The 23740-nt window shown below is 64.8% G+C and carries 22 protein-coding genes; 14 read left to right on the forward strand and 8 right to left on the reverse strand.

Annotated elements, in window-relative coordinates; all coding sequences use genetic code 11:
* The first annotated feature begins 343 nt into the window (after positions 1-343).
* The 4 genes from B7Z66_07795 to B7Z66_07810 all read left to right on the forward strand — a co-directional run bounded on the left by B7Z66_07795 (position 344) and on the right by B7Z66_07810 (position 5258).
* Complete coding sequence (locus B7Z66_07795) at positions 344-2506, forward strand: hypothetical protein (protein OYV76678.1); 2163 nt, start codon at positions 344-346, stop codon at positions 2504-2506.
* A 110-nt stretch (positions 2507-2616) separates the two neighbouring features.
* Positions 2617-3285 carry a rhombosortase gene (locus B7Z66_07800; protein OYV76679.1) on the forward strand — a complete coding sequence of 223 codons (669 nt, stop codon included), beginning with the start codon at positions 2617-2619 and terminating at the stop codon, positions 3283-3285.
* 230 nt (positions 3286-3515) lie between these two features.
* Positions 3516-4910 (forward strand): protoporphyrinogen oxidase, encoded by a 1395-nt coding sequence (locus B7Z66_07805; protein OYV76680.1) that lies wholly within the window; start codon positions 3516-3518, stop codon positions 4908-4910.
* A gap of 105 nt (positions 4911-5015) precedes the next feature.
* On the forward strand, positions 5016-5258 hold the full coding sequence (locus tag B7Z66_07810; protein OYV76699.1) for a thioredoxin family protein: 243 nt from the start codon (positions 5016-5018) through the stop codon (positions 5256-5258).
* 3 nt (positions 5259-5261) lie between these two features.
* Here the strand turns inward: B7Z66_07810 and B7Z66_07815 are convergent, their stop codons facing one another.
* Entirely contained in the window at positions 5262-5549 is a 288-nt protein-coding gene (locus B7Z66_07815; GenBank protein ID OYV76681.1) for a hypothetical protein, read from the reverse strand.
* 163 nt (positions 5550-5712) lie between these two features.
* On the opposite strand from B7Z66_07815, the gene B7Z66_07820 reads away from it, so the two are divergent.
* Together B7Z66_07820 and B7Z66_07825 are read left to right on the forward strand one after the other, a co-directional pair.
* Positions 5713-8370: an aminopeptidase N gene (locus B7Z66_07820; protein ID OYV76700.1), complete on the forward strand. Its 2658-nt coding sequence runs from the start codon at positions 5713-5715 to the stop codon at positions 8368-8370.
* 100 nt (positions 8371-8470) lie between these two features.
* Positions 8471-8758 (forward strand): hypothetical protein, encoded by a 288-nt coding sequence (locus tag B7Z66_07825; GenBank protein OYV76682.1) that lies wholly within the window; start codon positions 8471-8473, stop codon positions 8756-8758.
* A 143-nt stretch (positions 8759-8901) separates the two neighbouring features.
* On the opposite strand, the gene B7Z66_07830 is transcribed toward B7Z66_07825, so the two are convergent.
* The 3 genes from B7Z66_07830 to B7Z66_07840 form a co-directional block, all read right to left on the reverse strand.
* Positions 8902-9366 (reverse strand): hypothetical protein, encoded by a 465-nt coding sequence (locus tag B7Z66_07830; protein ID OYV76683.1) that lies wholly within the window; start codon positions 9364-9366, stop codon positions 8902-8904.
* Positions 9367-9686: 320 nt separating this feature from the next.
* A complete protein-coding gene (locus B7Z66_07835) occupies positions 9687-10727 on the reverse strand; it encodes a hypothetical protein (protein ID OYV76684.1) in 1041 nt (346 codons plus the stop codon).
* A gap of 90 nt (positions 10728-10817) precedes the next feature.
* The gene (locus B7Z66_07840; protein ID OYV76685.1) at positions 10818-11528 is read right to left on the reverse strand and encodes a hypothetical protein; all 711 of its coding nucleotides are present in this window, start codon (positions 11526-11528) and stop codon (positions 10818-10820) included.
* Positions 11529-11708: 180 nt separating this feature from the next.
* On the opposite strand from B7Z66_07840, the gene B7Z66_07845 reads away from it, so the two are divergent.
* Positions 11709-12938: a hypothetical protein gene (locus B7Z66_07845; protein OYV76686.1), complete on the forward strand. Its 1230-nt coding sequence runs from the start codon at positions 11709-11711 to the stop codon at positions 12936-12938.
* A gap of 55 nt (positions 12939-12993) precedes the next feature.
* On the forward strand, positions 12994-13545 hold the full coding sequence (locus tag B7Z66_07850; protein OYV76687.1) for a hypothetical protein: 552 nt from the start codon (positions 12994-12996) through the stop codon (positions 13543-13545).
* Between the two features lie 12 nt (positions 13546-13557).
* On the opposite strand, the gene B7Z66_07855 is transcribed toward B7Z66_07850, so the two are convergent.
* The gene (locus B7Z66_07855; GenBank protein ID OYV76701.1) at positions 13558-13758 is read right to left on the reverse strand and encodes a hypothetical protein; all 201 of its coding nucleotides are present in this window, start codon (positions 13756-13758) and stop codon (positions 13558-13560) included.
* Between the two features lie 590 nt (positions 13759-14348).
* On the opposite strand from B7Z66_07855, the gene B7Z66_07860 reads away from it, so the two are divergent.
* A complete protein-coding gene (locus B7Z66_07860; protein OYV76688.1) occupies positions 14349-15677 on the forward strand; it encodes a hypothetical protein in 1329 nt (442 codons plus the stop codon).
* A gap of 51 nt (positions 15678-15728) precedes the next feature.
* On the opposite strand, the gene B7Z66_07865 is transcribed toward B7Z66_07860, so the two are convergent.
* On the reverse strand, positions 15729-16976 hold the full coding sequence (locus B7Z66_07865; GenBank protein OYV76689.1) for a hypothetical protein: 1248 nt from the start codon (positions 16974-16976) through the stop codon (positions 15729-15731).
* 991 nt (positions 16977-17967) lie between these two features.
* On the opposite strand from B7Z66_07865, the gene B7Z66_07870 reads away from it, so the two are divergent.
* Positions 17968-18174, forward strand: coding sequence for a hypothetical protein (locus tag B7Z66_07870; protein OYV76690.1), 207 nt, complete (start codon positions 17968-17970; stop codon positions 18172-18174).
* Positions 18175-18723: 549 nt separating this feature from the next.
* On the opposite strand, the gene B7Z66_07875 is transcribed toward B7Z66_07870, so the two are convergent.
* Positions 18724-19227 (reverse strand): hypothetical protein, encoded by a 504-nt coding sequence (locus tag B7Z66_07875; protein ID OYV76691.1) that lies wholly within the window; start codon positions 19225-19227, stop codon positions 18724-18726.
* Between the two features lie 63 nt (positions 19228-19290).
* Positions 19291-19947: a peptide-methionine (S)-S-oxide reductase gene (locus tag B7Z66_07880; GenBank protein ID OYV76702.1), complete on the reverse strand. Its 657-nt coding sequence runs from the start codon at positions 19945-19947 to the stop codon at positions 19291-19293.
* Positions 19948-20207: 260 nt separating this feature from the next.
* On the opposite strand from B7Z66_07880, the gene B7Z66_07885 reads away from it, so the two are divergent.
* From B7Z66_07885 to B7Z66_07900, 4 genes are all read left to right on the forward strand, one after another.
* Positions 20208-20528, forward strand: coding sequence for a hypothetical protein (locus B7Z66_07885; GenBank protein ID OYV76692.1), 321 nt, complete (start codon positions 20208-20210; stop codon positions 20526-20528).
* A 207-nt stretch (positions 20529-20735) separates the two neighbouring features.
* Positions 20736-21581 carry an ATPase gene (locus B7Z66_07890; GenBank protein OYV76703.1) on the forward strand — a complete coding sequence of 282 codons (846 nt, stop codon included), beginning with the start codon at positions 20736-20738 and terminating at the stop codon, positions 21579-21581.
* Positions 21582-21629: 48 nt separating this feature from the next.
* Positions 21630-22715 carry a homoserine O-succinyltransferase gene (locus B7Z66_07895; GenBank protein OYV76693.1) on the forward strand — a complete coding sequence of 362 codons (1086 nt, stop codon included), beginning with the start codon at positions 21630-21632 and terminating at the stop codon, positions 22713-22715.
* Positions 22716-22917: 202 nt separating this feature from the next.
* Positions 22918-23379 carry a hypothetical protein gene (locus tag B7Z66_07900; GenBank protein OYV76694.1) on the forward strand — a complete coding sequence of 154 codons (462 nt, stop codon included), beginning with the start codon at positions 22918-22920 and terminating at the stop codon, positions 23377-23379.
* Positions 23380-23740 lie beyond the last annotated feature (361 nt).

The following is a 23740-nucleotide window of genomic DNA, read 5'->3' on the forward strand; positions in this document are numbered from 1 at the left end:
GGCCAAGACGTAGTGCTAGCCCCAGTGCTGGCCGCCCAGCGGGCCCGGCGCGGTTTACGCCCGGGCACCACGGCCCGGAAACCAGGCGCTCCAACAGAGGGGTGCCCCAAAGGCGTCGGAATGGTGGACATCAGGGACGGTCCGGAGGACCCAGCGAGGCGGGGGTGCGTGACATATCTGGGGGTAGACCGTCGCCCGGCGGGAAGATTCACTACGGATTCGGATCGACGGCCCCCCCCGGGCGAGGACCGGGACGTAAGTCACGGAACGTTCACTTGAGAATCCCGTCGCGACGCCGATAGGGTGAAGAGCAGCCCCGGCCCAGCAGTCCTGGTTTGAGGCCATGTCGTGGCCGGTCCTGGATGGAGTGACCCGTAGCGGGTCGCTCCCGCCGTGCTGCGGTGCTACGAACCGGCCGTGGCCCACGGCCGGACCCCGGGCGGCCGATCACGATTCGGACGACAGGTATAGCGTGACGAATACACGACTCACATCCAAGGCTTGCCATTCCGGTACGGCAGAGGCCGCTGCCCATCGCGGGAGCGACGCCGGTGGGCCGGCCACCCTGGCCCGGGACTCGGCCACCTCCGTGGCCAGGGGTATCGCCGTGCGGATTACCTTGATCTACTTCGTCATCGCGGCGGGGTGGATCCTGTTTTCGGACCCGCTGTTTGCCAACGTGGTGCCGGGTTCTGAAACCTTGGCCATCCTGCAGGGCGTCAAGGGCTGGGTGTTCGTACTGGCTACCTCCGGCCTGCTTTATGCGCTGGTGGGCGGATATACCCACCAGCTTGCCATGTTCACGGAACGGGCGCGGCACTCGGAATGGCGCATACGCCACATGATCGAGTCGGTGCCGGACATACTTTATACCATGGACTTGCCGGGGTTCCGGGTTGGTTTCATCAGCACCAACGTGGCGGCCAACCTCGGTTTCGATCCGGACGAGTTCGCCGACAATCCGCATTTATGGCGCAATCAACTCCACGAAGGCGATCGTGAACGTGTGGTGGACGAGATCCTGGACCGACTCGCCCATGAGGGCGCGTTCACCGTCGAGTATCGCATGTGGCACAAGGACGGGACGAGTGTGCGTTGGTTCCGCGACAATGGCCGCATCGAGAACCGCGATGTCAGCGAGTCCGCACGCTATTTCGGGGTATTGACCGATATCACCGCCCACCATGAGGCCGAAGCGAAGATCCGCTATCTGACGAATCACGATCCTCTTACCGGCCTGTTGAACCAGCATGGCCTGGGTCTGGTGCTCGACAACCTCCTGCGCCTGGAGGCGCGCCAAGGCGGGGAATTGAGTTGCCTGTGCTTGGCGGTGGACCGATTCGGCCACATCAACAACGCCTTTGGCCACAAGGCCGGCGACGAGATACTCAGCCAGGTCGGGCGCTATCTGCATGACGCCTTGCGCGGCAGTGATGTGGTTTCCCGGTCGCGTGACTGCCTGCTCGCCCGTTCCAGCGGTGGCCGGTTCCTGATCGTCCTCCCGGCGACCGGCCTCACGGGCGCGGGGGCGCTTGCCGAACGCCTGCTCGGCGGCATCGATGAACTGCCGATCCGGTATGACGGCGATGTGCTGCGCATCACGGGGAAGATCGGAATCGTCGGATTCCCCGATCACGGCACCAACTCCACGGACCTTCTGTCCCGGGCCGAGAATGCCTTGCACCGGGCCCGTGCCGCCGGCCCGGTTCACGTCTATGACGTGAACGAGCAGCTGGAGGATGCCTTGTCGGCGCGTTGGGTGGAGCGGATCCACAATGCGCTGGAGAAACGCCAGTTCCTGCTGCATTTTCAACCAATCCTGCATATCCCCAGCGGAACCGTCCACCACTATGAGGTCCTGGTGCGCATGAAAGAGCCGGATGGCACGATTACCCTGCCATCCAGGTTTATCAGCGTGGCGGAGCGGTTTGGTATCATCGACCGGATCGATTACCAGGTCCTCGAGATGACTATCGACTACCTGGAACACCTGCATCCCCGCTATCCGGATATCTCGCTCGCCGTCAACCTGAGCGGCGCCCACATCGGAGATACCCGGCTGCTCGGCTGGTTGAGGGACCGGTTGGCGCGCAGCCATGTGGACGGCCACAAACTGATCTTCGAGCTCACTGAAACTGCTGCGATAGATGATTTGCAGCAGGCACGTGCGCTGATGGACTCGCTCCGCGAGCTGGGATGCCGGTTCGCTCTGGACGACTTCGGAATCGGCTTCACCTCCTTCGTCCATCTCCGGTCGCTACCAGTTGACCTCGTCAAGATCGACGGCAGCTTTATCCGGAACCTGCCCTCGAGCCGGGAGGACCAGGCGTTGGTAGAGGCGATTACACGGGTGGCGAAGGCCTACCGGAAGGAAGTGGTCGCGGAATTCGTGGAAGACGAGCCGACGCTGGCGTTACTGCGCCGCTTCCACGTGGACTACGCCCAGGGCTACCATATCGGAAGGCCTGCGGCCATCTCGCCCGAGGATATGGCCACGGTAGGCTGATTTGTGCGGTCCGCACCCGGCTGCACCGGGGTTGTGGCTTTGATTGGTGGATCCGCGCCGAAACCGCGATAATCCCTGATCCCCATTCTTTAATGGATACGGATGCTGGCATGGAAGACCGCCCTGGTCCCCTGGGTGAGGGAGTGACGCGATGCTCAGGCGGGCCCCGGTGGGGCACGGTCCATACGCTCGCCGGGGCCCTCTTTCCTCTTTCCCTCGTGGTGTTGACCGTAGTGCTCCAGTGGTTCGCTCCGTGGACCACCGACGGGCTGCGCTACGATCGCAACGGGATTCTACATGGCCAATGGTGGCGGCTGATCACCGGTAATTTTGTCCACCTGAACTGGCCGCATCTGGCGCTGAACCTGCTTGGCCTGATCTTTATCTGGGTGTTGCTGGCGCGTGAATGGTCGCCCTTGCGGTGGCTGGTGTCGGTCCTGCTCTGCAGTCTCTCGGTCGGCCTGGGCCTGTTGATGTTCGATCCCCGGCTTGACTGGTATGTAGGTTTGTCCGGTGTCCTGCACGGACTGTTTGCCATCGGGCTGGTAACGGATGACACCTTGCAGGGCCTCGAGCGCTACGGACTGCTCGGCGCGCTGTTGCTCAAGATCGGATGGGAGCAGTTCCATGGAGCGACCCCTGGGGTGGCCGAGATGATCGGCAGCGCGGTGGTCGTCCAGGCCCACCTCTATGGCGCCGTTGCGGGCTTGCTGGTCGGCGGGGTGATGCGGGTCGGCGGCGGACGGATGCGGCCGATGGGTTCCGGCAACGGCACGTGAACAGCGCCCGCACATGCCGCCGCTGATGACCCCGATGCCGGCGCACCCAGACAGTCCCTGACCACCCGGGAAGCGCTATCGCTGCATCTCTGGACGGAGGTTGAAAATGGTCAGGGACGGCCCGTTCAAATCGTTTTGCCGTCGTACCGCGATGCGACGGGCGTGTGGAGCCTCACCATCCGGGGTGTTCAACGTGGCCTGATCCGGGATAATGTTGGCTTAGGCCGCGCGTGGTCAGAGGCGAAGGGGCGGGAGCGGTGACGATAGATGTGGCGATCATCGGGGCCGGAATCTCCGGGCTCAGCACCGCGCATTTTCTGGGCAAGGGCGGATGCAAACCCGTCGTGTTGGAACGGCGCACAGAGGCCGGCGGGACAATCCGCAGCGAGCACGCGGAGGGCTTCCTGATGGAAGCCGGCCCCAACAGTACCGCGGAGACCACCCCGGTGATCGAGGAACTCCTCGGGGACCTCGGGATCCGCGCGGAGAAACTGCCCGCCGCCGGGTTTGCCCGGCATCGCTACATCCTGCGCGGTGGGCGGCTCCACCCGCTGCCCACCGGCCCGGGCAGTTTCCTGACAACGCCATTGTGGAGCCGGCGGGCCAAGCTGCGGCTGCTGCTCGAACCCTTCGTGCGCCGCGCTGGCCACGAGGAGACGATCGCCGAGTTCGTGCGGCGCCGGTTGGGGCACGAGTTCCTGGACTATGCCGTGGACCCGTTCGTGGCGGGGATCTATGCCGGAAATCCCCGGCGCTTGAGCGTGCGGGCCGCGTTTCCGAAGCTCGACGCCTTGGAACAGCGTTACGGTGGGTTGATCAAGGGAACGCTGATCGGCGCGCGCGCGCGCCGGAAGCAACCCACAGCATCGCGCGCATCGGCGCCGTTGTTTTCATTCCGCACAGGGATGGCGACTTTGCCGCGGACCTTGGCCGCATCCCTCGGCCCGGCGTTGCACCTAAATACCCGGGTACGGAGCGTGGCGCCGGCGGCGCGGGGCTTCAAGGTCGTTTCGGAACACGACGGCCAAATCGCCGAACAGCGCTACGACGCGGTGGTGCTGTCGGTGCCGGCGTACGCCGCGGCGGAGCTGCTGCGGGACTGGATGCCGGAACTCGCCGGACGTCTGGAAGAGGTCAAATATCCGCCGGTGACGGTAGTGGCGCTGGGTTACCGGAGCTGCGATATCCGCATCGGTCTGGATGGTTTCGGGTTTCTGGTTCCGGAGATCGAGGGGCGCGGGATCCTCGGTACCATCTGGAATTCCAGCCTGTTTCCGGGTCGCGCGCCGCCGGGGTCCGCCATAGTGACAACTTTCATCGGTGGTGCCCGCCAGCCGGAGTGCGCGCTCCAACCCGACGAGGAGATCTTCAGGGTCGCTCATGAAGAGAATGCCGCACTGATGGGTATCGGCGCGGCACCGGTGTTCCGGCGTCTTGCCCGCTGGCGCAAGGCGATCCCACAGTACAATCTGGGTCACCTCGAACTGATCCAGGCCATCGCACAGGCTGAGCAGACCTTCCCCGGGCTGCGCCTGTGCAGCAATTTCCGGGATGGCATCTCGGTGGCCGATTGCATCGCCAACGGCAAGCGGACCGCCGAGCGGCTGCTGAGGGCAGACTCCTAGGCTGGATTTTCCGCTGGTACGCGTCACAGAATGCCGAGGCGCATCGGGCACTACGTCGAAGCGCGGGTATGCTCCGCCATGATCTTTGTGAAGAGGGTATTTGCCATGCGGCTGACCGTCTACGGGCGTTCCCATTGTCATCTCTGCGAGGAGATGCTTAGTGCGCTGCGGCCGTTCCAAGAGCGTTACGGATTCGCGTTGGAGGTCGTGGACATAGACGGTGAGCCGCAGCTTGAGGCGCGGTACGGTGCCAAGGTCCCGGTTTTGGTCACCGCCGACCGCGAGCTATGCCACTACTTTCTGGATGAGACGATGCTCATCCGTCATCTGGAAGCCGGCGATCCTTAAAAGCTAGCGGGGCGCGCGCCAGATCCCGAAGGCGTCCGGTCCCGGCGGTTGCGGCTGCGCCCGCTCTTCCGCGCTGCAGATGTCCTGCATGACGTGGCGCGAGAAGGCGGCCAATTGCTCCAGGACGTCCTCCTTGCCGGCCGCGGGCATGTCCAGTTTTCCCACCCGGTAACCGATGATGGCGGCCAGGTACTGGATTGCTACCCCAGGCTCGCGGGCGTTGCTGTCGTGGGCCGCCAGGGTTTCCTGCACGGCGCTGATCAGCTGGTCGGAGAGTTGAAGTTGGCTCATGGCGCGGTTCCACCGAGATTTGCAGGGCGCCATTGTACGCCAAGGAGGCCACGACCGCGACCGCCGCGGTCCCGCGCAGGCCGCAGCGGCGGGAACCGACGAGGTGTACAATCAGGAGTGCCTCGGGCCGTCGTTGCGGTCCGCATTTTTCGGGGATTGGACCATGTCTGCAGTGACGCCCCTGCGCACCGCGCAAACCACCTACCTTAAAGACTACCGCCCGCCGGACTACCGGATCGAAACGGTAGACCTGCACTTCGAGTTGGGCGAAACCGAGACGCGTGTGCGTTCCCGGCTGCTTCTGGTCCGCGCGTACGACGCCACGCTTCCCGTCCGGCCCCTGGTGCTCGATGGCGAGGGCCTGGAACTGATTTCCGTGACGGTCGACGGCCATCCCCTGGCTCCCCACGAGTATGCGCTGGACGCCGGATCCCTGGTCCTGCCCGGATTGCCGCCGCGGTGCACCGTGGAGATCGAGACCCGGATCCACCCCCAGGAAAACACCACGCTGGAGGGCCTATATCAATCGGGCGGGAACTTCTGCACCCAGTGCGAGGCAGAAGGTTTTCGCAGGATCACCTACTTTTTGGACCGCCCCGATGTGATGGCACGCTATACCACGACCATCGTCGCTGACCGGACCCGGTACCCGGTGTTGCTCTCCAATGGCAACCGGGTGGCGCAGGAGGAACTGCCGGATGGCCGGCACTGGGTGCGTTGGGAGGATCCGTTTCCCAAGCCTTCCTATTTGTTCGCTCTGGTGGCGGGGGACCTGGCGTGGATCGAGGACCGGTTCGTGACTCGATCCGGGCGCAACGTGGAGTTGCGCCTCTACGTGCAGAGGCACAACCTGGACAAGACCCGTCACGCCATGGATTCGCTCAAGCAGGCGATGGAGTGGGACGAGAAGGCCTACGGCCGCGAGTACGACCTGGACCTGTTCATGATCGTGGCGGTGGACGACTTCAATATGGGTGCCATGGAGAACAAGGGCCTCAACATCTTCAATTCCGCCTGCGTGCTGGCGCGGCCGGATACCGCCACCGATGGAGACTTCCAGGGCATCCTCGGGGTCGTGGGCCACGAATATTTCCACAACTGGTCGGGGAACCGGGTGACCTGCCGGGATTGGTTCCAACTCAGCCTGAAGGAAGGGTTCACGGTGTTTCGGGACCAGGAATTCAGCGCCGACATGACTTCGCGCGGCGTCAAGCGAATACGGGACGTTAACGCGCTGCGTACCGCCCAGTTCCGCGAGGACGCCGGGCCCATGGCGCACCCGGTACGGCCCGATTCCTATCAGGAGATCAGTAATTTCTACACCGCCACGGTTTATCAAAAAGGGGCGGAGGTGGTGCGCATGGTCCACACCCTGGTAGGCGCGGAAGGTTTCCGCAAGGGGACCGATCTGTATTTCGACCGCCACGACGGCCAGGCGGTGACCACTGATGATTTCATCCGCGCGATGGAAGATGCAAACGACGTGGACCTAAACCAGTTCAGGCGCTGGTACCAACAGGCTGGGACCCCGGAGTTGCATGTGCAGGGAGCGTACGACGCCAAAGCACAGACCTATGCCCTTAGCATCGCCCAGAGCTGCCCGCCGACTCCTGGACAGCCCCGCAAGGAGCCGTTCCATATCCCGCTGGCGATGGGTCTGCTGGGCCGCGATGGGCAGTCCTTGGCGCTGCAACTGGCGGGCGAGACGCGTGGCGTCGCGGGTACTCGGGTGTTGCATCTGCGCGGTCGTGAGGAGACCTACACGTTTACCGGCATCACCGAAGAGCCCGTGCCGTCGTTGTTGCGGGGATACTCAGCGCCGGTGAAGTTGCGCTTGACGCGCAGTCACGAAGAGCTGGCCTTCCTGATGGCCCATGACCCGGACGAATTCAATCGTTGGGATGCCGGGCAGGAACTGGCCGTGAAGGTGCTACTTGATCGGGTCCGGAATCGGCAGGCGGGGCGCGGCCTGGACACGGGAGGCGTGTTTATGGATGTCTGCGCCCATACCTTGACGAGTGCCGGGCTCGACCCGGCGTTTCGGGCCCAGGCGCTCACACTGCCGTCGGAAACCTACGTAGGCGAGTTCATGGACGTGATCGATCCGGATGCCATCCACGCGGCGCGCCGCTCGCTGCGGGTGGCCCTGGCCAGTCGGTTGCGGGGAGAACTGCTCCGCGTGTACCGGGAGAATGCCGACACTGGGCCGTATCGCACCGATGCCGTTTCGATGGGTCGGCGCAGCCTGCGCAACCTGTGCCTGGGTTACCTGATGGAGCGCGAGGATGACGAAGCGTTGGCGCTGTGCGTGGAGCAGTTTCGCGGCTCCGGCAACATGACCGATGTGTTGACTGCGTTGGCGAGTCTTGCCAGCTGCGAGCGCCCGGAGCGGGAAACGGCCCTCGCTGAATTCTATGCGCGTTGGAAGCACGACGCCCTGGTGGTGGACAAGTGGTTCGGGATACAGGCCACCGCGTCCCGCTCCGGGGTCCTGGGGGAGGTGAAGGCGCTGATCTGCCACCCGGCCTTCAACATCCGCAACCCCAATAAGGTACGGGCTTTGATCGGTGGCTTCTGTCAGGGTAACCCGGTGGGGTTCCATGCTCCCGATGGGAGCGGCTACGCCTTCCTGGGAGATCAAGTGCTGGCGCTGGATTCGCTGAACCCACAGATTGCGGCACGGCTGGTGAGCGCCCTCAGCCGATGGCGGAAGTACGATGCGGCGCGGCAGGCCCTGATGCGGGCGCAGTTGGAACGGATCGTGGCCGCGCCGGGCCTGTCCCGCGATACCTACGAGATTGCCTCCAAGAGCCTTGCGTAACCCGGGCCAGCTAGCCGTGGCCCATTGGCCATCCCGGGTTGCACTACAAATCATATCCTAAAGAAGGCGCGCCGGAGTGAGGGAACTTCACCCACCCGTCGTGGCCCAACCCACTGAGAACTCATTGGACCGCCCGCCGTACGGTGGCTCCCTCACGACGGGGGAGTGGATCGTCGCCATGCGCCGGACCCGATTCGCGATCAGGCTGGAGATTAGGATTATGCAGATTGCAGCACTTTTAGTGGGGGTGTGGATGATACTCGCCGGCGGGATCCTCTCCCTTGAAGACAGTTTCTCCACCCCGGAGATTTCCACCCTGGTGGTCGGCGCATTGCTGCTGTGGGTTGCCCACTTGGCGGCCAAGCGCGGGGAAGCCGCGTACCACTGAGTCCGCGTGTGCCGCGCCAGCCAGAGGGTCCCAGCCCGCCGGTGAACGCCAGGGTTGGCCGGGCGGGGTATAAGACCCGATCCAGCGCATACCACCTATGCCGGTCGCCGCGCTGATGTGCGGCGACCGGCGCCCGGGCGCACTTATTTCGGTTTCGCGCCCATGTGGATCGGCTCGCCGGTGGCAAGAGAATTCAGATAGCTGTCCAGCGCCACCATCTTGGAACTGTCGTAGTCCAGCGGCATGCCTCCGAGCCCACCTTGGATGCAGTGATTGACCTGCATGGTCATGGTGCGCACCTTGCCGGCCTTGCCGCTGTAGCGCGGAAAGATCGCCGCGGCATTCCGCAGACTGGGGATCCGCTTTCCGTTGGGTAGAATCCCCGCGCCTTTGCCGCCGTTCAGGTGGCAGCTCTGGCAGCTCCGGCCGTTGCTGCCCAGGGACGGTGCGGCGAAGAGCTTGGCGCCGTCGTGGATCGCCGCGCGCAACGCCGGCGCTTCGGGTCCAGCAAGGACCACGGAAGACGCCATCCCAAGCACCACCGAAATGCCTGCTGCAATACAACGACGCAGCATACGGCTACCGTTTAACTCATCCATTTTCGACATCGTTAACCTCCTGACGTGATAGTGGAACGCAAGATGGCGTGCTGCGGCTCACGATACTACAGGTGCCGCGCGGCTGGAAATGCGTTTGACGCCGGCGCGGTGTTGCGTAGCGCGGATAGTAGTGCCGGTGCCCTGACCGCCAGCCGTGCTACGTAGTTCAGTGCGCGACGCCAGGAGCCGATACCCAGGCCCCGGAGCCGCAGAACCGGTGGCGCCCGGTACCCTTGCAGGCTTTCCAAGGGGCCAAACCGCCGCGCGCATGCGCCGGTGGCTGATCCGCGCGGTGCCCGAACGCCCGATCCGCGATCTTGATAGAAGTTCTAAGCAGATAAATCCAGGACCAGTTGGTCGTATCCAGATGCGCCGTCCGGAAAGCTGTCCTGGTAACGGGCGATCTGTAGCGCTCCGGTGGTGTCGGTGGCGCGTACCCGCAGGCTATGGCGTCCGGGTACCGGCGTGTTCCACACATAGCGCCACAGGGACCACACCCCGGGCTGGGTACCGGTCACCAGTTGGCAGGGGATCCAATTGGCGCCGTCGTCCAGGGATACCTCGACGCTGCGGATGCCGCGCCGGCCACCGAAGGCTACCCCCGTGAGTGCCAGCGGCTGTGTGGCTTTGGCGTGCCTGCGCGGGTCGAAGCGGGACATGGTTTTCACCGGGACTTCCCCGGCCCAGCCGCGCTTTTCCCAGTATGAAGTGGTGGCGGATTCTTCCAGGAGGCGGATGCGCTTCAGCCAGCGGGGCTGCTTCATCCCGTAGAGGTCCGGCAGGATGGCACGCACCGGGAAGCCATGGCCGGGTGGTAACGGCGTGCCGTTCATCTGTAACGCGAGGAAGGCATAGTCGTCCAGCGCGCGTTCGATGGATACGCTGGAATAGAATCCGTCGAGTGCCTCGAACATCACGGACCGGGCGGTGCCGATCCCGCCCGGCGCCCGTGCCAGCATTTCTTTTAGCGGAACCACGCGCCAGCGCGCGTTCCCGATGAGCGGCCCACCCACCGGGTTGCCGATGCATTCGAAGGTATAGAGCACGGTGTGGCGCGCCCGTGCGTTGAGGTCGTCGTAGCCGATATGTCCCGTCGCGCCGCTCCTGCCCTGCAGTTCCAGGGACCAGTGCTGGCCGATGTCCTGTAGCTGGAACGCCGGACGGTAGGCGGGATCCACCGCGACTAGATAGAAGTCGTCGTTGGGGGTGATGAACGGGGTGTGTTTTTCCACGGTCGGTTTGAAGCCCAGCGCCCGGAATTCGTCGAAGCATCCCGATAACAGCGCGAGCGCGGCGGAACCGCCCAAAACCTTGAGGAAGCCACGACGGGCGGTGAAACCCTGGACACCTTCTGCTCGGTGCTCCGGCATGGGCAGTCTCCGGTACGGATGGGCGGCCGCGGGGCCGCGCTGGGCCCATTGTTGCACCCCAGCGTTGGGATGGGTAGAAAGCGCGTTTGCTTAGCGGGGAGGCTGCGCTACGGCCCGCAGCCCGGCCCACAGGATCGCCAGTTCCTGGCGGAACAGATGTCCGATGCCTTTCGGGTTGGACGCACGCAGGGACAGCGGAACCCCGAAGAAGATCGCAAGCAGCGCGACCAGGGCGGTGGGGATCAGGGTGTTGGGCGGCAGTTCGCCGGAGCGCACCGCGTGTTCCAGTTGCGGTGTGATCAAGGCCTCCAGCCCCTTGGCGGGACGTTCGTCGAGTTCCTCCCGTTCCTCCCGTTCCGGGAGGGCGAGGCGACATTCAGCACGGGTCAACGGGGGCAGGGTCAGGCGTTCCCGGGTCCGGGCCTGCAGGGCGATGACTTCTCCCCAGGTCCCGGGGTGTTCCTGCATATGCCGGGCCGCGAAGTCGAACAGATCGTGGATGGCCGCGAGGCCGCTGTAGCCTGCCGCCCGGCCGTGCCACGTGGCCTCCAGGGCCCAGAGCTGGCCGAAGTAATGGAGCAGGTCGGTCTTGGAATGGAAATAGTTGAAGAAGGTGGCTTCCGAAACCTGGGTCGCCTCACATAGTTCCCGCACCGAGAGCTGATCCAGCGGGCGCGCCTCGAGACGTTCCAGGGCGGCGTGGAGCAGTGCGAGTTTGGTCTGGGCATATTTGCGTTCCCGTAATGGGAGGTTGCCTACGGCCATGGGATTTAACATCTCTTTCAGGTTTTGGGTTTCCAACCCCTGATTCCGGGGCGGATGTCCGCGAGAGCGGCCGGCCCTCCCGCCTCTTGCCACCGGACCGGGGGATAGTTGGGGAGGGCCATAAAGTTGGGGTTAAGTATAGTTCGTCTTGGGCGCGGGGCGGAATCGCCGCAGTGGGCAGCCATTGGGAGCTCGGCGGCGTGCGCGGGTCGTGGCGTGCGCTGGCGGGGCGGGGCCTGGGTGTTGGTCGCGCCGCCTACCGGACCATTCCAATTCCGCTATGATGCGGATATGACCGTCCGCTGTATCGATGCCGTTCCCCGCCCGGCGTTGGGCCACGCGCCGGCTGGGCCACCCGTGCGCGCCGTCCGGACCGGCGTGGAGCGCAGGGGTTGCAGTGCGTGGTCGGTGCTGGCAGCGGTTTGGTTTCTGGTGGTTGGTCCGATGGCCCGGGCCGGACTACCCGACCCTACTGCGGCCTACCGTGTTGGGCACCCTGCTACTGCGGTCCAGGCGTTGCGGCGGTCGGCAGCCGCCGGCGATGCGCGCGCCCAGGTATCGTTGGGGGTCCGATACGATTACGGACGGGGTGTGCCGCGCGACCCCGTCCGTGCCCTGCGCTGGTACCGGCGTGCCGCGGCCCAGGGCAACGTCATGGGCCAGTTTAATGTGGGATGGCACTACGAGCGGGGCCTGGGGGTCCGGCGCGACCCGGTGCTGGCGCGCTACTGGTACCGGAAGGCGGCCACGGGCGGCAGCGTGCAGGCCCAGGTGCTGCTGGGCGCGATCTACGATGAAGGTCGTGGCGTACCCCGGGATTACCGTGCGGGGCTCAAATGGTATCGGATGGCGGCACGGCAGGACTCCGCCCTGGCGAAATTCAACGTGGCGTGGCACCTGGACCTGGGACTTGGGGTGCCCCGGAACCGCCACCAGGCCATGGAGTGGTATCACGAGGCGGCGCGCCAGGGGCTGGCACTGGCGCAGTTCACGCTTGCCCAGCACTATGATCAGGGCGCTGGCGTGGCTGCGGATCCCGCCGTGGCCGTGGTCTGGTACCGGCGCGCGGCGCAACGTGGTTTCACGCCAGCGCAGTTCAACTTGGCCTGGGACTATGAGCATGGACACGGCATGTCGCGCGATTACGGCCAAGCGGCCTATTGGTACCGCAAGGCGGCGGAGTCCGGGGATGTCCGCGCCCAGCTCAATCTGGGGCGGCTCTACTACCAGGGCCGCGGGGTGCCCAAGGATCTGGTTTTGGCACGGATGTGGGTTGGGCTTTCGGCCGCGGAGGGGAACGCCCATGCCACGCAGGCACGGGCGTTCCTGGACCGCCTCATGACCGAGCCGCAGGTGGCGCAAGCGCAGGCGCTGGCGCGGCGTTGGTTACCGCAGCGACCGGTGTCGGCAACCCGGTCCGCGACCCTCGCAACCCCGCTTCCCTGAGGGTATCGCCGGAGTTTCCCGGTCCTGCCTTGCGCTTCCGCGCAGCCCTGCTAGCATGGGTTCCACGCAGGATCAGTCACGGGAGTCTGCAATGCTCGGCACGCACGGCGCCTGGGGTTGGGGAGTCGGTATCGTCGCGTTCGCTTTCGGCCTCGGGGCGGGCTTCGCGCTGGCCTATTTCGCCCTGTTTCGGGATCGGAGGGTCAAGGCCCTGCAGCAGGAACTGGAGGCCACGCAGGCCGCGTTCGATGCCTACCGCCGCCGGGTCGACAAGAGTTTCCGCAAGACCTCGGAGTTGTTCCAGGGCATGACGCGGCAGTACCGCGACGTCTACGATCACTTGGCGAACAGTGCAGAGGCCCTGTGTGGCACCGGTGCCGTGGCACCGCTCCTGGACCTCCCGGATGCGCTGGGCGCCCGCCCGGTGCGCGTGCCGACGGTGACCGGAGCTGCCGGGACACAGCGCCCCATATCCCGCGGCGGACCCGCGGTTCCACCGTTGTCCCAGCGTGGTCCTGAGGGGGAGGATCAGGCTGGCGATGTCCCGTCTACGGTTGATCTGGCGCACGCCCCGCTTCCGCGCCACGAGACCCGCGGCTCACCGTGATTCGCGGCGGACTCAGTGCTTGCGCGATAGCAGGCCCAGGTTGGCCACTACGAAGGGCGTCAGGTAGTTGAGTCCGATCTTGATCCAGATGGCGGTGTTCATGCCGTGGTGCAGGATCTGATCCCCGAGGTTGTAGAAGACCAGCCAGCTTCCCACTAGAAATGCGATGATAAGAGTGCGGCGCAGATGCGTCGGATCGGCGGCCGCGCCTATGAGGCATGCGCATTGGTGGGCGAAGGAGCTGTCGGACACAGTGGGCGGCCTCTCCGTTGGGCGGGGGATGTCTGGCCCAGGAATTTTGCCATGATTCCATATTCTCCGTCCCGGAAGAAAGTCACGCGTCGCTTGGCAGGGATGCGGGCTGGCGCGTGATCTCCGGGCCCCGGCCGTTGTTTTGGTTGTCCGGCGCACAACACCTTGCGGAATGAATGGTTACCCCGATGATGCGTCGCCTGGGCACGACAAACACCCGCGATCGAAGACACCTATAATATATACCTTGCCGCAGCGCTCTGATGCGGGTGTTTCCATTGTCAGCCACCGGGAAGTCCGCTAGCGTACGGTCACGAATCGTGCCTGTCCCTGCGGGGGCTCGCAGCCTACCAGTACTTTCGGAATCCGGTCCCGACGGCGGCTGATTCCCCGACCCTTGGACGTTACGTAGCGTGCTCCGTGCGTTCCCGGCCCGGGTGATCGGAACCCGCCGGATCGCGCTGCTGCCCAGTAAGCCCCGCGGTATTCACCCAATACCCTGTGGTCCGACCCTGATGGGGTTGGGCTGTTGCGAGGAGTGAGGTCTCGAAATGAATACACAGTTGGCCGCCGCGCGCGGCGCCGACCAGTACCAGCGGATCCTTCCGGCGGTGATCCTGATAGCGCTGCTGCTGGCGACCTACGCCACCTTCTCCGGTGGAACCCTGCGCCATTTGCTCGTGCGCGTGCAGACCGAACATTGGGCGCAGATCATCGTGCAGCCCAGTCTCCTGTGGGCGATGATGGGCTTTGCGCTGCTCGGTTTTCGTACCCTGCTATGGTTGCGTTATCGGCCGTTCGCGTCGGTAGACCCCGCCGCCGCCCCGATGCTTACGGTGATCATCCCCGCGTACAACGAGGGGCCGATGGTGGAGAAGGCCATCGACTCGGTCGCCAGCGCCCGCTATCCACACGGCTGCCTGGAGATCTTTGTGGTGGACGACGGGAGCCGGGACGACACCTGGGAGTACATCCAGCGCGCCGCCCTGCGTCAGCCGGAGTTGATCACCGCGGTCCGGTTCGCGCAGAACCAGGGTAAACGCGCTGCGCTGGCCGCGGGTTTTCGGCGCGCGCGCGGCGCGGTGGTGGTGACCATCGACTCGGATAGCGTGATCGAGCCCGACACGTTGCTGGCCATAGTCGGGCCGTTCCGGGATCCGAAGGTTGGGGCGGTGGCCGGGCGTGTGGCGGTCTACAACCGGTTCCAGGGGCTCATACCGCGCATGCTGCGGGTGCGTTTTTCCCTTGCCTTCGATTTCCTGCGCGCGACCGAGTCCATGTATCGCACCGTCTACTGTTGTCCCGGTGCCCTGGCGGGGTACCGCACGGCGGTGGTCCGCAAGGTGTTGGGGTGGTGGGAAAATCAGACCTTCCTGGGCGCGGTATGCAGCTTCGGTGAGGATCGCGCGTTGACCAACTGCATCCTGGAAGAAGGCTACGATACGGTCTACCAACGCAGCGCGGTGGTGCATACCATCGTCCCGTTGACCTATACCCGGCTCTGCAAGATGTTCCTGCGCTGGGACCGGAGCTACGTGCGCGAGGAATTGCGTCTGGCACGGATCGTCTGGAAACGCCCGCTCGGACCGCGCCTGATCGCGATCGTGGACAAGACGATTACCAACCTGCGTTATCCGGTAAGTTATGCAACCCTGGGTCTGATCATCGCCCTATCGGTCCACGAGCCCACAGCGATCCTGCATTTACTGGCGGCCGTCGGTATGATGTCGATGCTCTATATGCTGTACTACCTGCGCATGGAGCGCTCCTGGGACTTCGTTTTCGGCGTGTTGTACGCCTATTACGCATTGTTCTCCATGTTCTGGATCTTTCCCTATGCGCTCGTAACGGTGCGCGCGCGCTCGTGGCTGACCCGATGAAGGAGCGATGAAGGAGCCAGCGCGAGCAGCTCCCGGTGCGCAGGCACCCCTTTAGAACGTCGCCCGGTACCCGACCTTGAAGTAATAGCCGCTGTCCAATCCGGCAATGTCCGCCAGCTGGCGGCTGCGCCAGACACCGCCCGCCTGCGCGGCCACGGATAGCCGGTGCCGCAGGTAATAGCGCACCTGCAGCGAGGGGCTGAGAGTCGCCTGGTCGGCACCCGGATGGTGTTCCGCGCGATATCCGATTGCGAGCCGCGGATGTACCCGCCATTTCGGCCCCAGGGGATAGTGTGTATCCACTGTGAACGACGCGACGTCCACGCCGGGCGCTTGCCCATAGCGCATCGCGACGAGGACGGCATCGCCGCGCTTCCACAGGTCCTGTCCACGTACCCTGAGTGAGTACAGCGTTTTTCGCCCCGGGTCGCCAGTCGCCTGGAACCCGCCGTAATCCCCGGCACCGGGACTCCCCGCAAAGGTCACGCTCCCGCCGATCCTCAGTTGCCGGAACAGCGCGCGCGCGGCGCCGATGGTGACCGAGCGGTGATCTGCCGTGATGTCCCGATCCAACTCATCCACCGGATCGCTGCCTTCGTTGGCGAAGCGCGCGCGCAACATGGTCGCCAAGCCGGCCGGCAGGGTGCGGTCGAGGATCATGGCTGAATGCCGTCGGTAGTCCACCAGCACGTTCAGGCTGGTCTTGTCCGGCAGGATCCATCGGCCCAGGATCAGGGCGGTACTCAGGGCGCCCAATGACAGGTTGTAGTGCACCACCCCGAACAGGGACTGCCGTGCACGGAAATAGCGGATCTGACTGCCCACGGTGCGTCGTACCCCGGTCTCAGGGTCGCGCTGTTCGAGCGCGAATAGGTTAAGTCGCCCCGGGAGGTTGGGCCGCCCCAGGTCCATGTTGACACCGTAGAAAAACCGGCCCGCGGAAGCGGAATTCGCCGCGCCCGGGAGCGCGGCGGGGGCGCCGGTGACCGCGTTGAGGGTTGCCAGTGGGTCGAGACCGATGCTCGCCTGCACTCCGTCCATGTGCCCCAGGACCCCTCCGCGGTCCAGCGACTGGCGACCAAACCGTCCCGCGACGTCGCGTTCCCGATCCAGGGCCTGCAGAAACATCGTGTCCACCGTCCCTACGCCCTGCTCCGCGTGACCGGACTCGATCCGATATTGGCCCTGGAACCGGCTGCTCAGATCATAGGCACCGGTGCGCATCTGGTTGGTTATGTCCACCTCGCCGGGGATGGGCGTGGCGTCGCGCGTCGACCCGGGGATTCCGGATACGCCCATGTCCCGGTTCCGGTACGGGATGCCGGATGTCCAGTCTTCGCAGGGTACCGCGGAAGGGGGGTGACACGGTCCGGACCATGGCCCGCCGGTGTTTGTGGCGGTGGTGGTGGGGCCAACCCCAGTGTGACCCTCCGGCGCAGGGTGGGGCGGGGCCCCCCGGGCGTACGCGGCGATCCCGTTGCCGGTGGGGGGGCGTGCGGGGCTCGATTGAAGGGTCTGCGGCGGGACGGAACCCGGGGCTGCGCTGCTGAGGTCCAGTCCCTGCGAGGCACAGCCCGCCAGCAGAATGCACGGGATGGCCCACAGGCAGCGCGTCGCGGCGGCGCGGCGCACGGGCTTGGTTGTCACAACGGGACTCGTATCCGCCGCGCGACCGTGACGTTCGGTCCATTGTGGTGCATTGGACATGGACTTGCCGTCCACCGAACCCCCTTGCCGCGCGGAGCGCGCCGGTACCGGCGCGCCACCTCTGCCCATCGGCCCCCGTTACCGGCCGGAGTGCTCCGGCGGCGTTCCAGATCCTCCCTGTCCGTGTGCCCGCGCTGCGGCGTGGAACACCCCGATCCCTGCTTATCGTGTCATTCGCCCGGCCCCCAGGCCGCGGCAGAGCGCGGTACCACGGAGTCCGTGCGTCCGTGGCCGCGCTTTCGTGTTGGGGTACACAGCCGGGGATGCCCGACCGCCGCGGTTTGGCGGCTGCCCGGCGTCGGCTCGAATCGGACGCTTGAAATGACCGCCCCCTCTGGTTGGGTCGGCCGCAGGCCTGGGTCCTTGAGCATCCGCCGCGACGCCCTGCGCCGCGGCGATGCCGTGCGCGGTCCCGTGCGGCGCGCACCTGAGGCCCTGCCCTGGGTCACCAATGCAGGGGCGGGGCGCTACAATCAGGGGGCTGGTCCGGACCGCTGCGGTGGGTCCCGACGGAATATCCGGACCGGCTCCCTGCCTCAGCGGTTGCGATGGGTAGATTTTTCCAACAATTGTGGAGGACTCGATGGTCGACAGTCTCTTTCCCCGCAAGAATGACGATCCGGGCTATATCGTAGCGTGGCGCTCGAAGCTTGAGCACAAGGCCGGCCGCTACCTCGACCAGGTCATGACCTATGGGGAGGCCAAGAAACGCGCCACGGCCCTCGCCGCTCAGAGTTCGGACAAGACTTTTTGGGCGGAGCGCCCACCGGCGCCTGTGGTGCCCCATTGAGCAGCCGTTGGGGCCGACGCGTCCCAGTCGGGTGATAGCGCGCCGGGAGCGCCCAACGCACGGATGACCGTGGGGGCGTTGCTCCCGGGCGTTTGTTAAAGAGTGACCAGTCGGCGGTGGTTGTCTGGTGCGCAGACCGCTACGCGGAGCGTCTCCATGCGTGATATGTCCGCGCCGCTCTGAATACCAAGCACGATGTTGAATTCTGCGCGATCGCCAGCTTCAAACAGATGGCCGGATTTATCTTCAGCCATACGGCGCTGGGAGGGACTATGACGGATCGCCTCCGGCGTCTCTTTTGTTTGGCGCTGCGAGCGCGGTGTACAGATCGCGCTGCAGTGGCTTCAATGAGACGGTCGCAGGTGGGATCTTCAGTCTGGACGCGCACTGGAATGGGCGCGGTCGGCTGGCGGGCCCGACCGGCGACGTCACGCCCTAAGCCCTGAAGATGCTGGAGCAGGTGTGTGGCCGCACGATTGTGCGCGGGAACTGGAACTAGAACCTATCTCAAACGGGTTCCGCGCCCGATCCAAATCCGAACCCGCCCGGTTATTCTGCGAAGCCCAGCCGGGCTCGGACTGCATCCACGCCAGCCCGGGCGCAGATCTCATCCTTGTCGCCACCTGGCGCCCCCGACACGCCGACTGCACCGACCAGGGATCCGGCGGCGCGGATCGGCAGCCCGCCCCGCAGCATGAGGACGCCATGAACTTGGTCCATCTCCGGGCGGATGTCCGCGCGGTTCCGCAGGAATTCGCCGGAGCTTACGCCCGACAGGATCACTGCGTTGGCCTTGGCCTCGGCGATCTCGATGGTGAACCGGCTTGCGAAGACGTCCCGTATCATGACCTGCGGGATCCCTTCGCGGTCCACTACCACCGCCGTGACCTGATAGCCGTGCTTCCTGCAGGTATCGATGGCATGTTGCGCGATGTCGCGGGCCAGTTCCGGGGTAATTTGCCGCACCGGGATCAGATCCACCGCCCGTACCGGCGCTGCCCAGGGGAGCAGGGCGCACAGGGCGAGACTGGCGAGCAGGTGTTTGGATTTCATCGTTCCGATCCCCCTGACTGATGATCAAGTCCGCTCATCAGGCTCGCATACCACCCTGCGTATTCAGACCTGCGCGGGTTGCACACTCGCCGGGTATCGGACGCCGGTTCCGCCGAGGCCGCAGTAGCCGCCGGGATTCTTGGCCAGATACTGCTGGTGATATTCCTCAGCGTAGTAGAACTTGGGCGCGTCCTGAATTTCCGTGGTGACCGGACCGCGACCCGTGGCCTCCAGCGCGCTCTGATAGTGGTTCCGCGATTCCTGTGCTGCCGCCCGTTGGCGGTCTCCATAGACGTAGATGCCTGAACGGTACTGGGTACCCACGTCGTTGCCCTGCCCCATGCCTTGGGTAGGGTCGTGAGCCTCCCAGAATCGAACCAGGAGTTGCGCATAGGAGATTGCACGCGGATCGTATACCACCTGCACCACCTCGTTGTGGCCGGTCAGGCCGGTGCAAACTTCCCGGTAGGTGGGGTTCGGTGTGTAGCCGGCGGCGTAGCCCACCGCGGTTAGATAGACGCCCGGGGTTTGCCAGAAGCATTTTTCCGCACCCCAGAAGCACCCCATGCCGAACATCGCCATTGCCATGTCTGCTGGAAACGGCGGGCTCAGCGGGTGGCCGTTCACAAAGTGGTACGCCGGTATCGGCATAGGTTCCGCGCGGCCGGGCAGCGCATCCTGCCGGTCCGGTATTCGAATCTTGCGGGAGGAGTTCGACATCATGCAGTCCCCGATACCGTCTGGCCTGTAGCGGGCAGGGCCCTATGGTAGCACGGGCATCCGGGGCCTGGCCCGACTCCAGTGCCGCGCCGCAGCCGGACCGGTTAGGGGATGAGGGCGATCTTGTGGTATGCTGACACGCAGCGTTTGTCGTGGTGGCGCCCGCTGGATCTGCGGGGTCTGCGCCCCTCCCGCTCTCCGTTTAAAACCTGGTCGTGGGCGCCATGTCCATGCATTCTTGATCCCGGGAGGATTATGCCATGCCCTCGAAGACTACCCGCGTCGGCCCGCACGTCCTGCGGCCCGCTACACCGGTGGCGGATCCAGCTCACCCGGCCAGGTCTGGCAGCCGCTTCCAGGTCGGACGTATCGAGAAGAGCCCGATGCCGAGCGGCGACAGCGGCGTGGATTGGCACCGTTATGTGTTGGAGAACGGTTGTAATTCCATTACCGGCTTCCGGCGCGGTACCCTGCAGCAGGTCACGGAACATGCGCAGCAGCTGGCCCAGGAATTGAACGAGCGCCACGATTCACCCCGCGCGCTGCGCTGGACCCCGGGCTCTGCCGGTCGTAAACGCTGACCACGCACTGACGGGCGTCCCCCGGTCCCGGCACGGACGTCGGACGAGGTCCGGAGTAACCCCCCCCGCGCCTGTCCCGCCTCTCTCAAGCCCCGAAACCATTACTGATTGGCCCGCGTCCGTCCGCGCCCCGGCTTTCCCTGCGTCGACAAATCCGAGCGTCGCCATATAATAGTAGCGCGCCGCGGCGGCGCCCGGAGTATGGACGTGCGATTCACCGTCGACGAGTTCAGGGCCTGGAAGAACAAGCGCGTCACGCTCCTCGGGATGTCCGGGGTGGGCAAGACCCGCTTCGCCAACATGCTGCGCCACCGCAACTGGTTCCATTATTCGGGCGACTACCGAATCGGGACCCGATACCTCGACGAGTCGATCCTTGATCATATCAAGCAACAGGCCATGCAGGTTCCGTTTCTGCGGGACTTGTTGCGCGCGGATTCCATCTACATCCGGAACAACATCACCATCGACAACCTGCAACCGGTTTCCAGCTTTCTCGGCAAGGTCGGCAATCCGGAGCAGGGCGGGCTGGGTCTGGGGGAGTTCAAGCGCCGCCAGGAACTGCACCGTCAGGCGGAGGTCGCCGCCATGAAGGACGTGCCGGAATTCATCCGCAAGGCGCAGGAGATCTACGGCTACCAGCACTTCGTTAACGATGCCGGTGGCAGCGTGTGTGAGTTGGATGACCCGGAGGTGTTTCCGGTGTTGGAACGCCATACCCTGATTCTCTACATCAAGGCGACCGGGCGCGACGAACAGGAGTTGATCGGACGTGCGGAGCAGGATCCGAAGCCGCTCTATTACCGGGAGACGTTCCTGGACGCACAGATGGAGATCTACCTCCGGGAGAAAGATCTCGCCTATGTGGCGATGATCGACCCCGACGACTTTGTGCGCTGGATGTTTCCGCGGCTGTTCCACTCGCGGATCCCCCGATATCAGGCGATCGTGGACCGCTGCGGATACAGCATCACCACCGAGGAACTGGCCCGTGTGCGGGATGAGGCCGGATTTCTGGCGCTGATCGAGACCGCGCTGGACCGGCCCGCGTAACACCGGAATCACAGGTCCCGGCAGCCAAGCCGGGATGCGAGCATAGCCATGCCCCTGGTTGCGAATTCGGATCTGCCCGCGTTCCAGCGACTCCGTGAGGAGGGCGAGACCGTTGTCTCCCGGGATGCCGCGCTGCACCAGGATATCCGCGAGTTGCACATTGGGTTGCTTAACCTGATGCCCGATGCGGCGCTCGCGGCGACCGAGCGCCAGTTCTTTCGCCTGGTGGGCGAAAGCAATCAGATCGCCCAATTCTACATGCACCCATTCACCGTCGAGGCGCTTGCCAGGGACGCCGAAGGAGCGGCGCATGTGGCGCGGTACTACGAGCCGTTCGAAAAAATCCAGGAACAGGGGCTCGACGCGCTAATCATCACGGGGGCGAACGTCACCGGGTCGGATCTGTCGCGGGAACCGTTCTGGAAACCCCTGATCCAGGTGATCGATTGGGCCTACGATAATGTCACGTCCACGCTATGCTCCTGTCTGGCCACCCACGCCGTGCTCCAGTTCCGCTACGGTCAGCCGCGTCGGCGGCTCACGCGCAAGCGCTGGGGTGTGTTCCCGCACCGCGTGGTGGATCGGCGCCATCCCCTGGTCAGCGGGGTGAACACCCGCTTCGACGTGCCGCACTCCCGATTCAACGAGGTCTTCCGCGAGCAATTCTCGGCGGCCGGCCTGCATGTGTTGGTGGAGGATGAGCAGGCCGGTGTGCATCTGGCGGTAAGCGAGGATCGATTCCGCCTCGTCTTCTTCCAGGGACATCCGGAATACGACACCATCAGCCTGCTCAAGGAATACAAACGTGAGGTGCACCGCTTCGTGGATGGACAACGTGGGGACTACCCACCCTTCCCGGCCCATTATTTCCGCAAGCGAACCCAGGCGGTCTTGGAGGAATACCGCGATCAGGTGTGCCGTGCGACGCAGCGGGGTGCCCCGATGCCGCCGTTCCCGGAGCCGCTCATCGCCCCCGGCCTGGACAACACTTGGCACGATACCGCCGAGGCGGTGATCAATAACTGGATTGGCCGGGTCTACCAGGTCACTCACCACGACCGTAAGCTTCCTTTCAAGAGCGACGTGGATCCCGCCGACCCCTTGGGCCTGCGTCCTGCAGGCCCGCGCGCGTAGTCTCCACGATGACGGGTCCATACCCGGGGCGCGCTGGCCACGCGCCAGGAACGTCCTGACGGAATAATCTCACGGGTCCCGCGTCTGCCTGCGTGGGGAGGCTGGCAACCCGTAACCCGTCGGTGCCCCGCGCCGTCCGGGCGGGCGCCTTGTTCCTTCCCCGCTGCTCAGACCCTGGGCCAACCAACAACAGGAGATTGCGATGAAAGCACTGGCGATACTGCTGGGCTGCATGCTGACCTTCAGCGCTTATGCCGCCCCCGCCACGGTATACGAGAAATCGGCGAAGATGCCCCTGGATCAGGCATACACCAAGGTGGAGCATTCGCTGAAGACGCACAAATTCAAAGTCGTGTTCCAGGTACCCATCAGTAAGAACATCTCCCGCTTCGCCAAGAAGTGGGGCGCGAACTACAACCGCAACAAGCTGCAAGGGATCCGCAGCATGGTGTTCTGCAACGGCTGGTTCGCCAACGAGGTAAGCAACAAGGACCCGGCGATGCTGGCGGTGTGCCCCATGCACCTGACCATGTACGAGAAGGATGGGGTGACGACGGTATTGTTCGTGCGGCCCTCGGTCGTAGGTGCCGGCACGGCGGCGGAACCGGTGCTCAAAAAGCTGGAGGCCAAGGTCACCGCGGCCATCGACGCCGGCCTCAAGTAGGTCGTTCCAGAGTGTAGGGTGTTGTTCGGGCGGGCGCGTGCCGTTGGCCGCGCCCGCCCTTCTCTAAGGAGCGTCTGATCTATTCCTGCTGGCGGCGAGAACCCGATGCATTTTTTGTTACGAATGGGTGCGTTAGTCACCCGACACGGTGGGAGTTCTCCACTCCCCCTTTGAAGAGGGCGGGCCCGGGCGGGGGTTGCGTGATCGGTCCGGTCGTAACGTGGTGAGCACTTACGGCGCATTCTGCAGCACGATTTTCAACAGCGGTCGCGGATGTCCGTGCGGCGGTCAGCCAAAGACGCCGCTCAATCCGGCGTACACGCCGAACCCCGCAGTGACGAGGATGACCGCGCCGACGATC

It is taken from the genome of Chromatiales bacterium 21-64-14, assembly GCA_002255365.1.
Classification (GTDB): domain Bacteria; phylum Pseudomonadota; class Gammaproteobacteria; order 21-64-14; family 21-64-14; genus 21-64-14.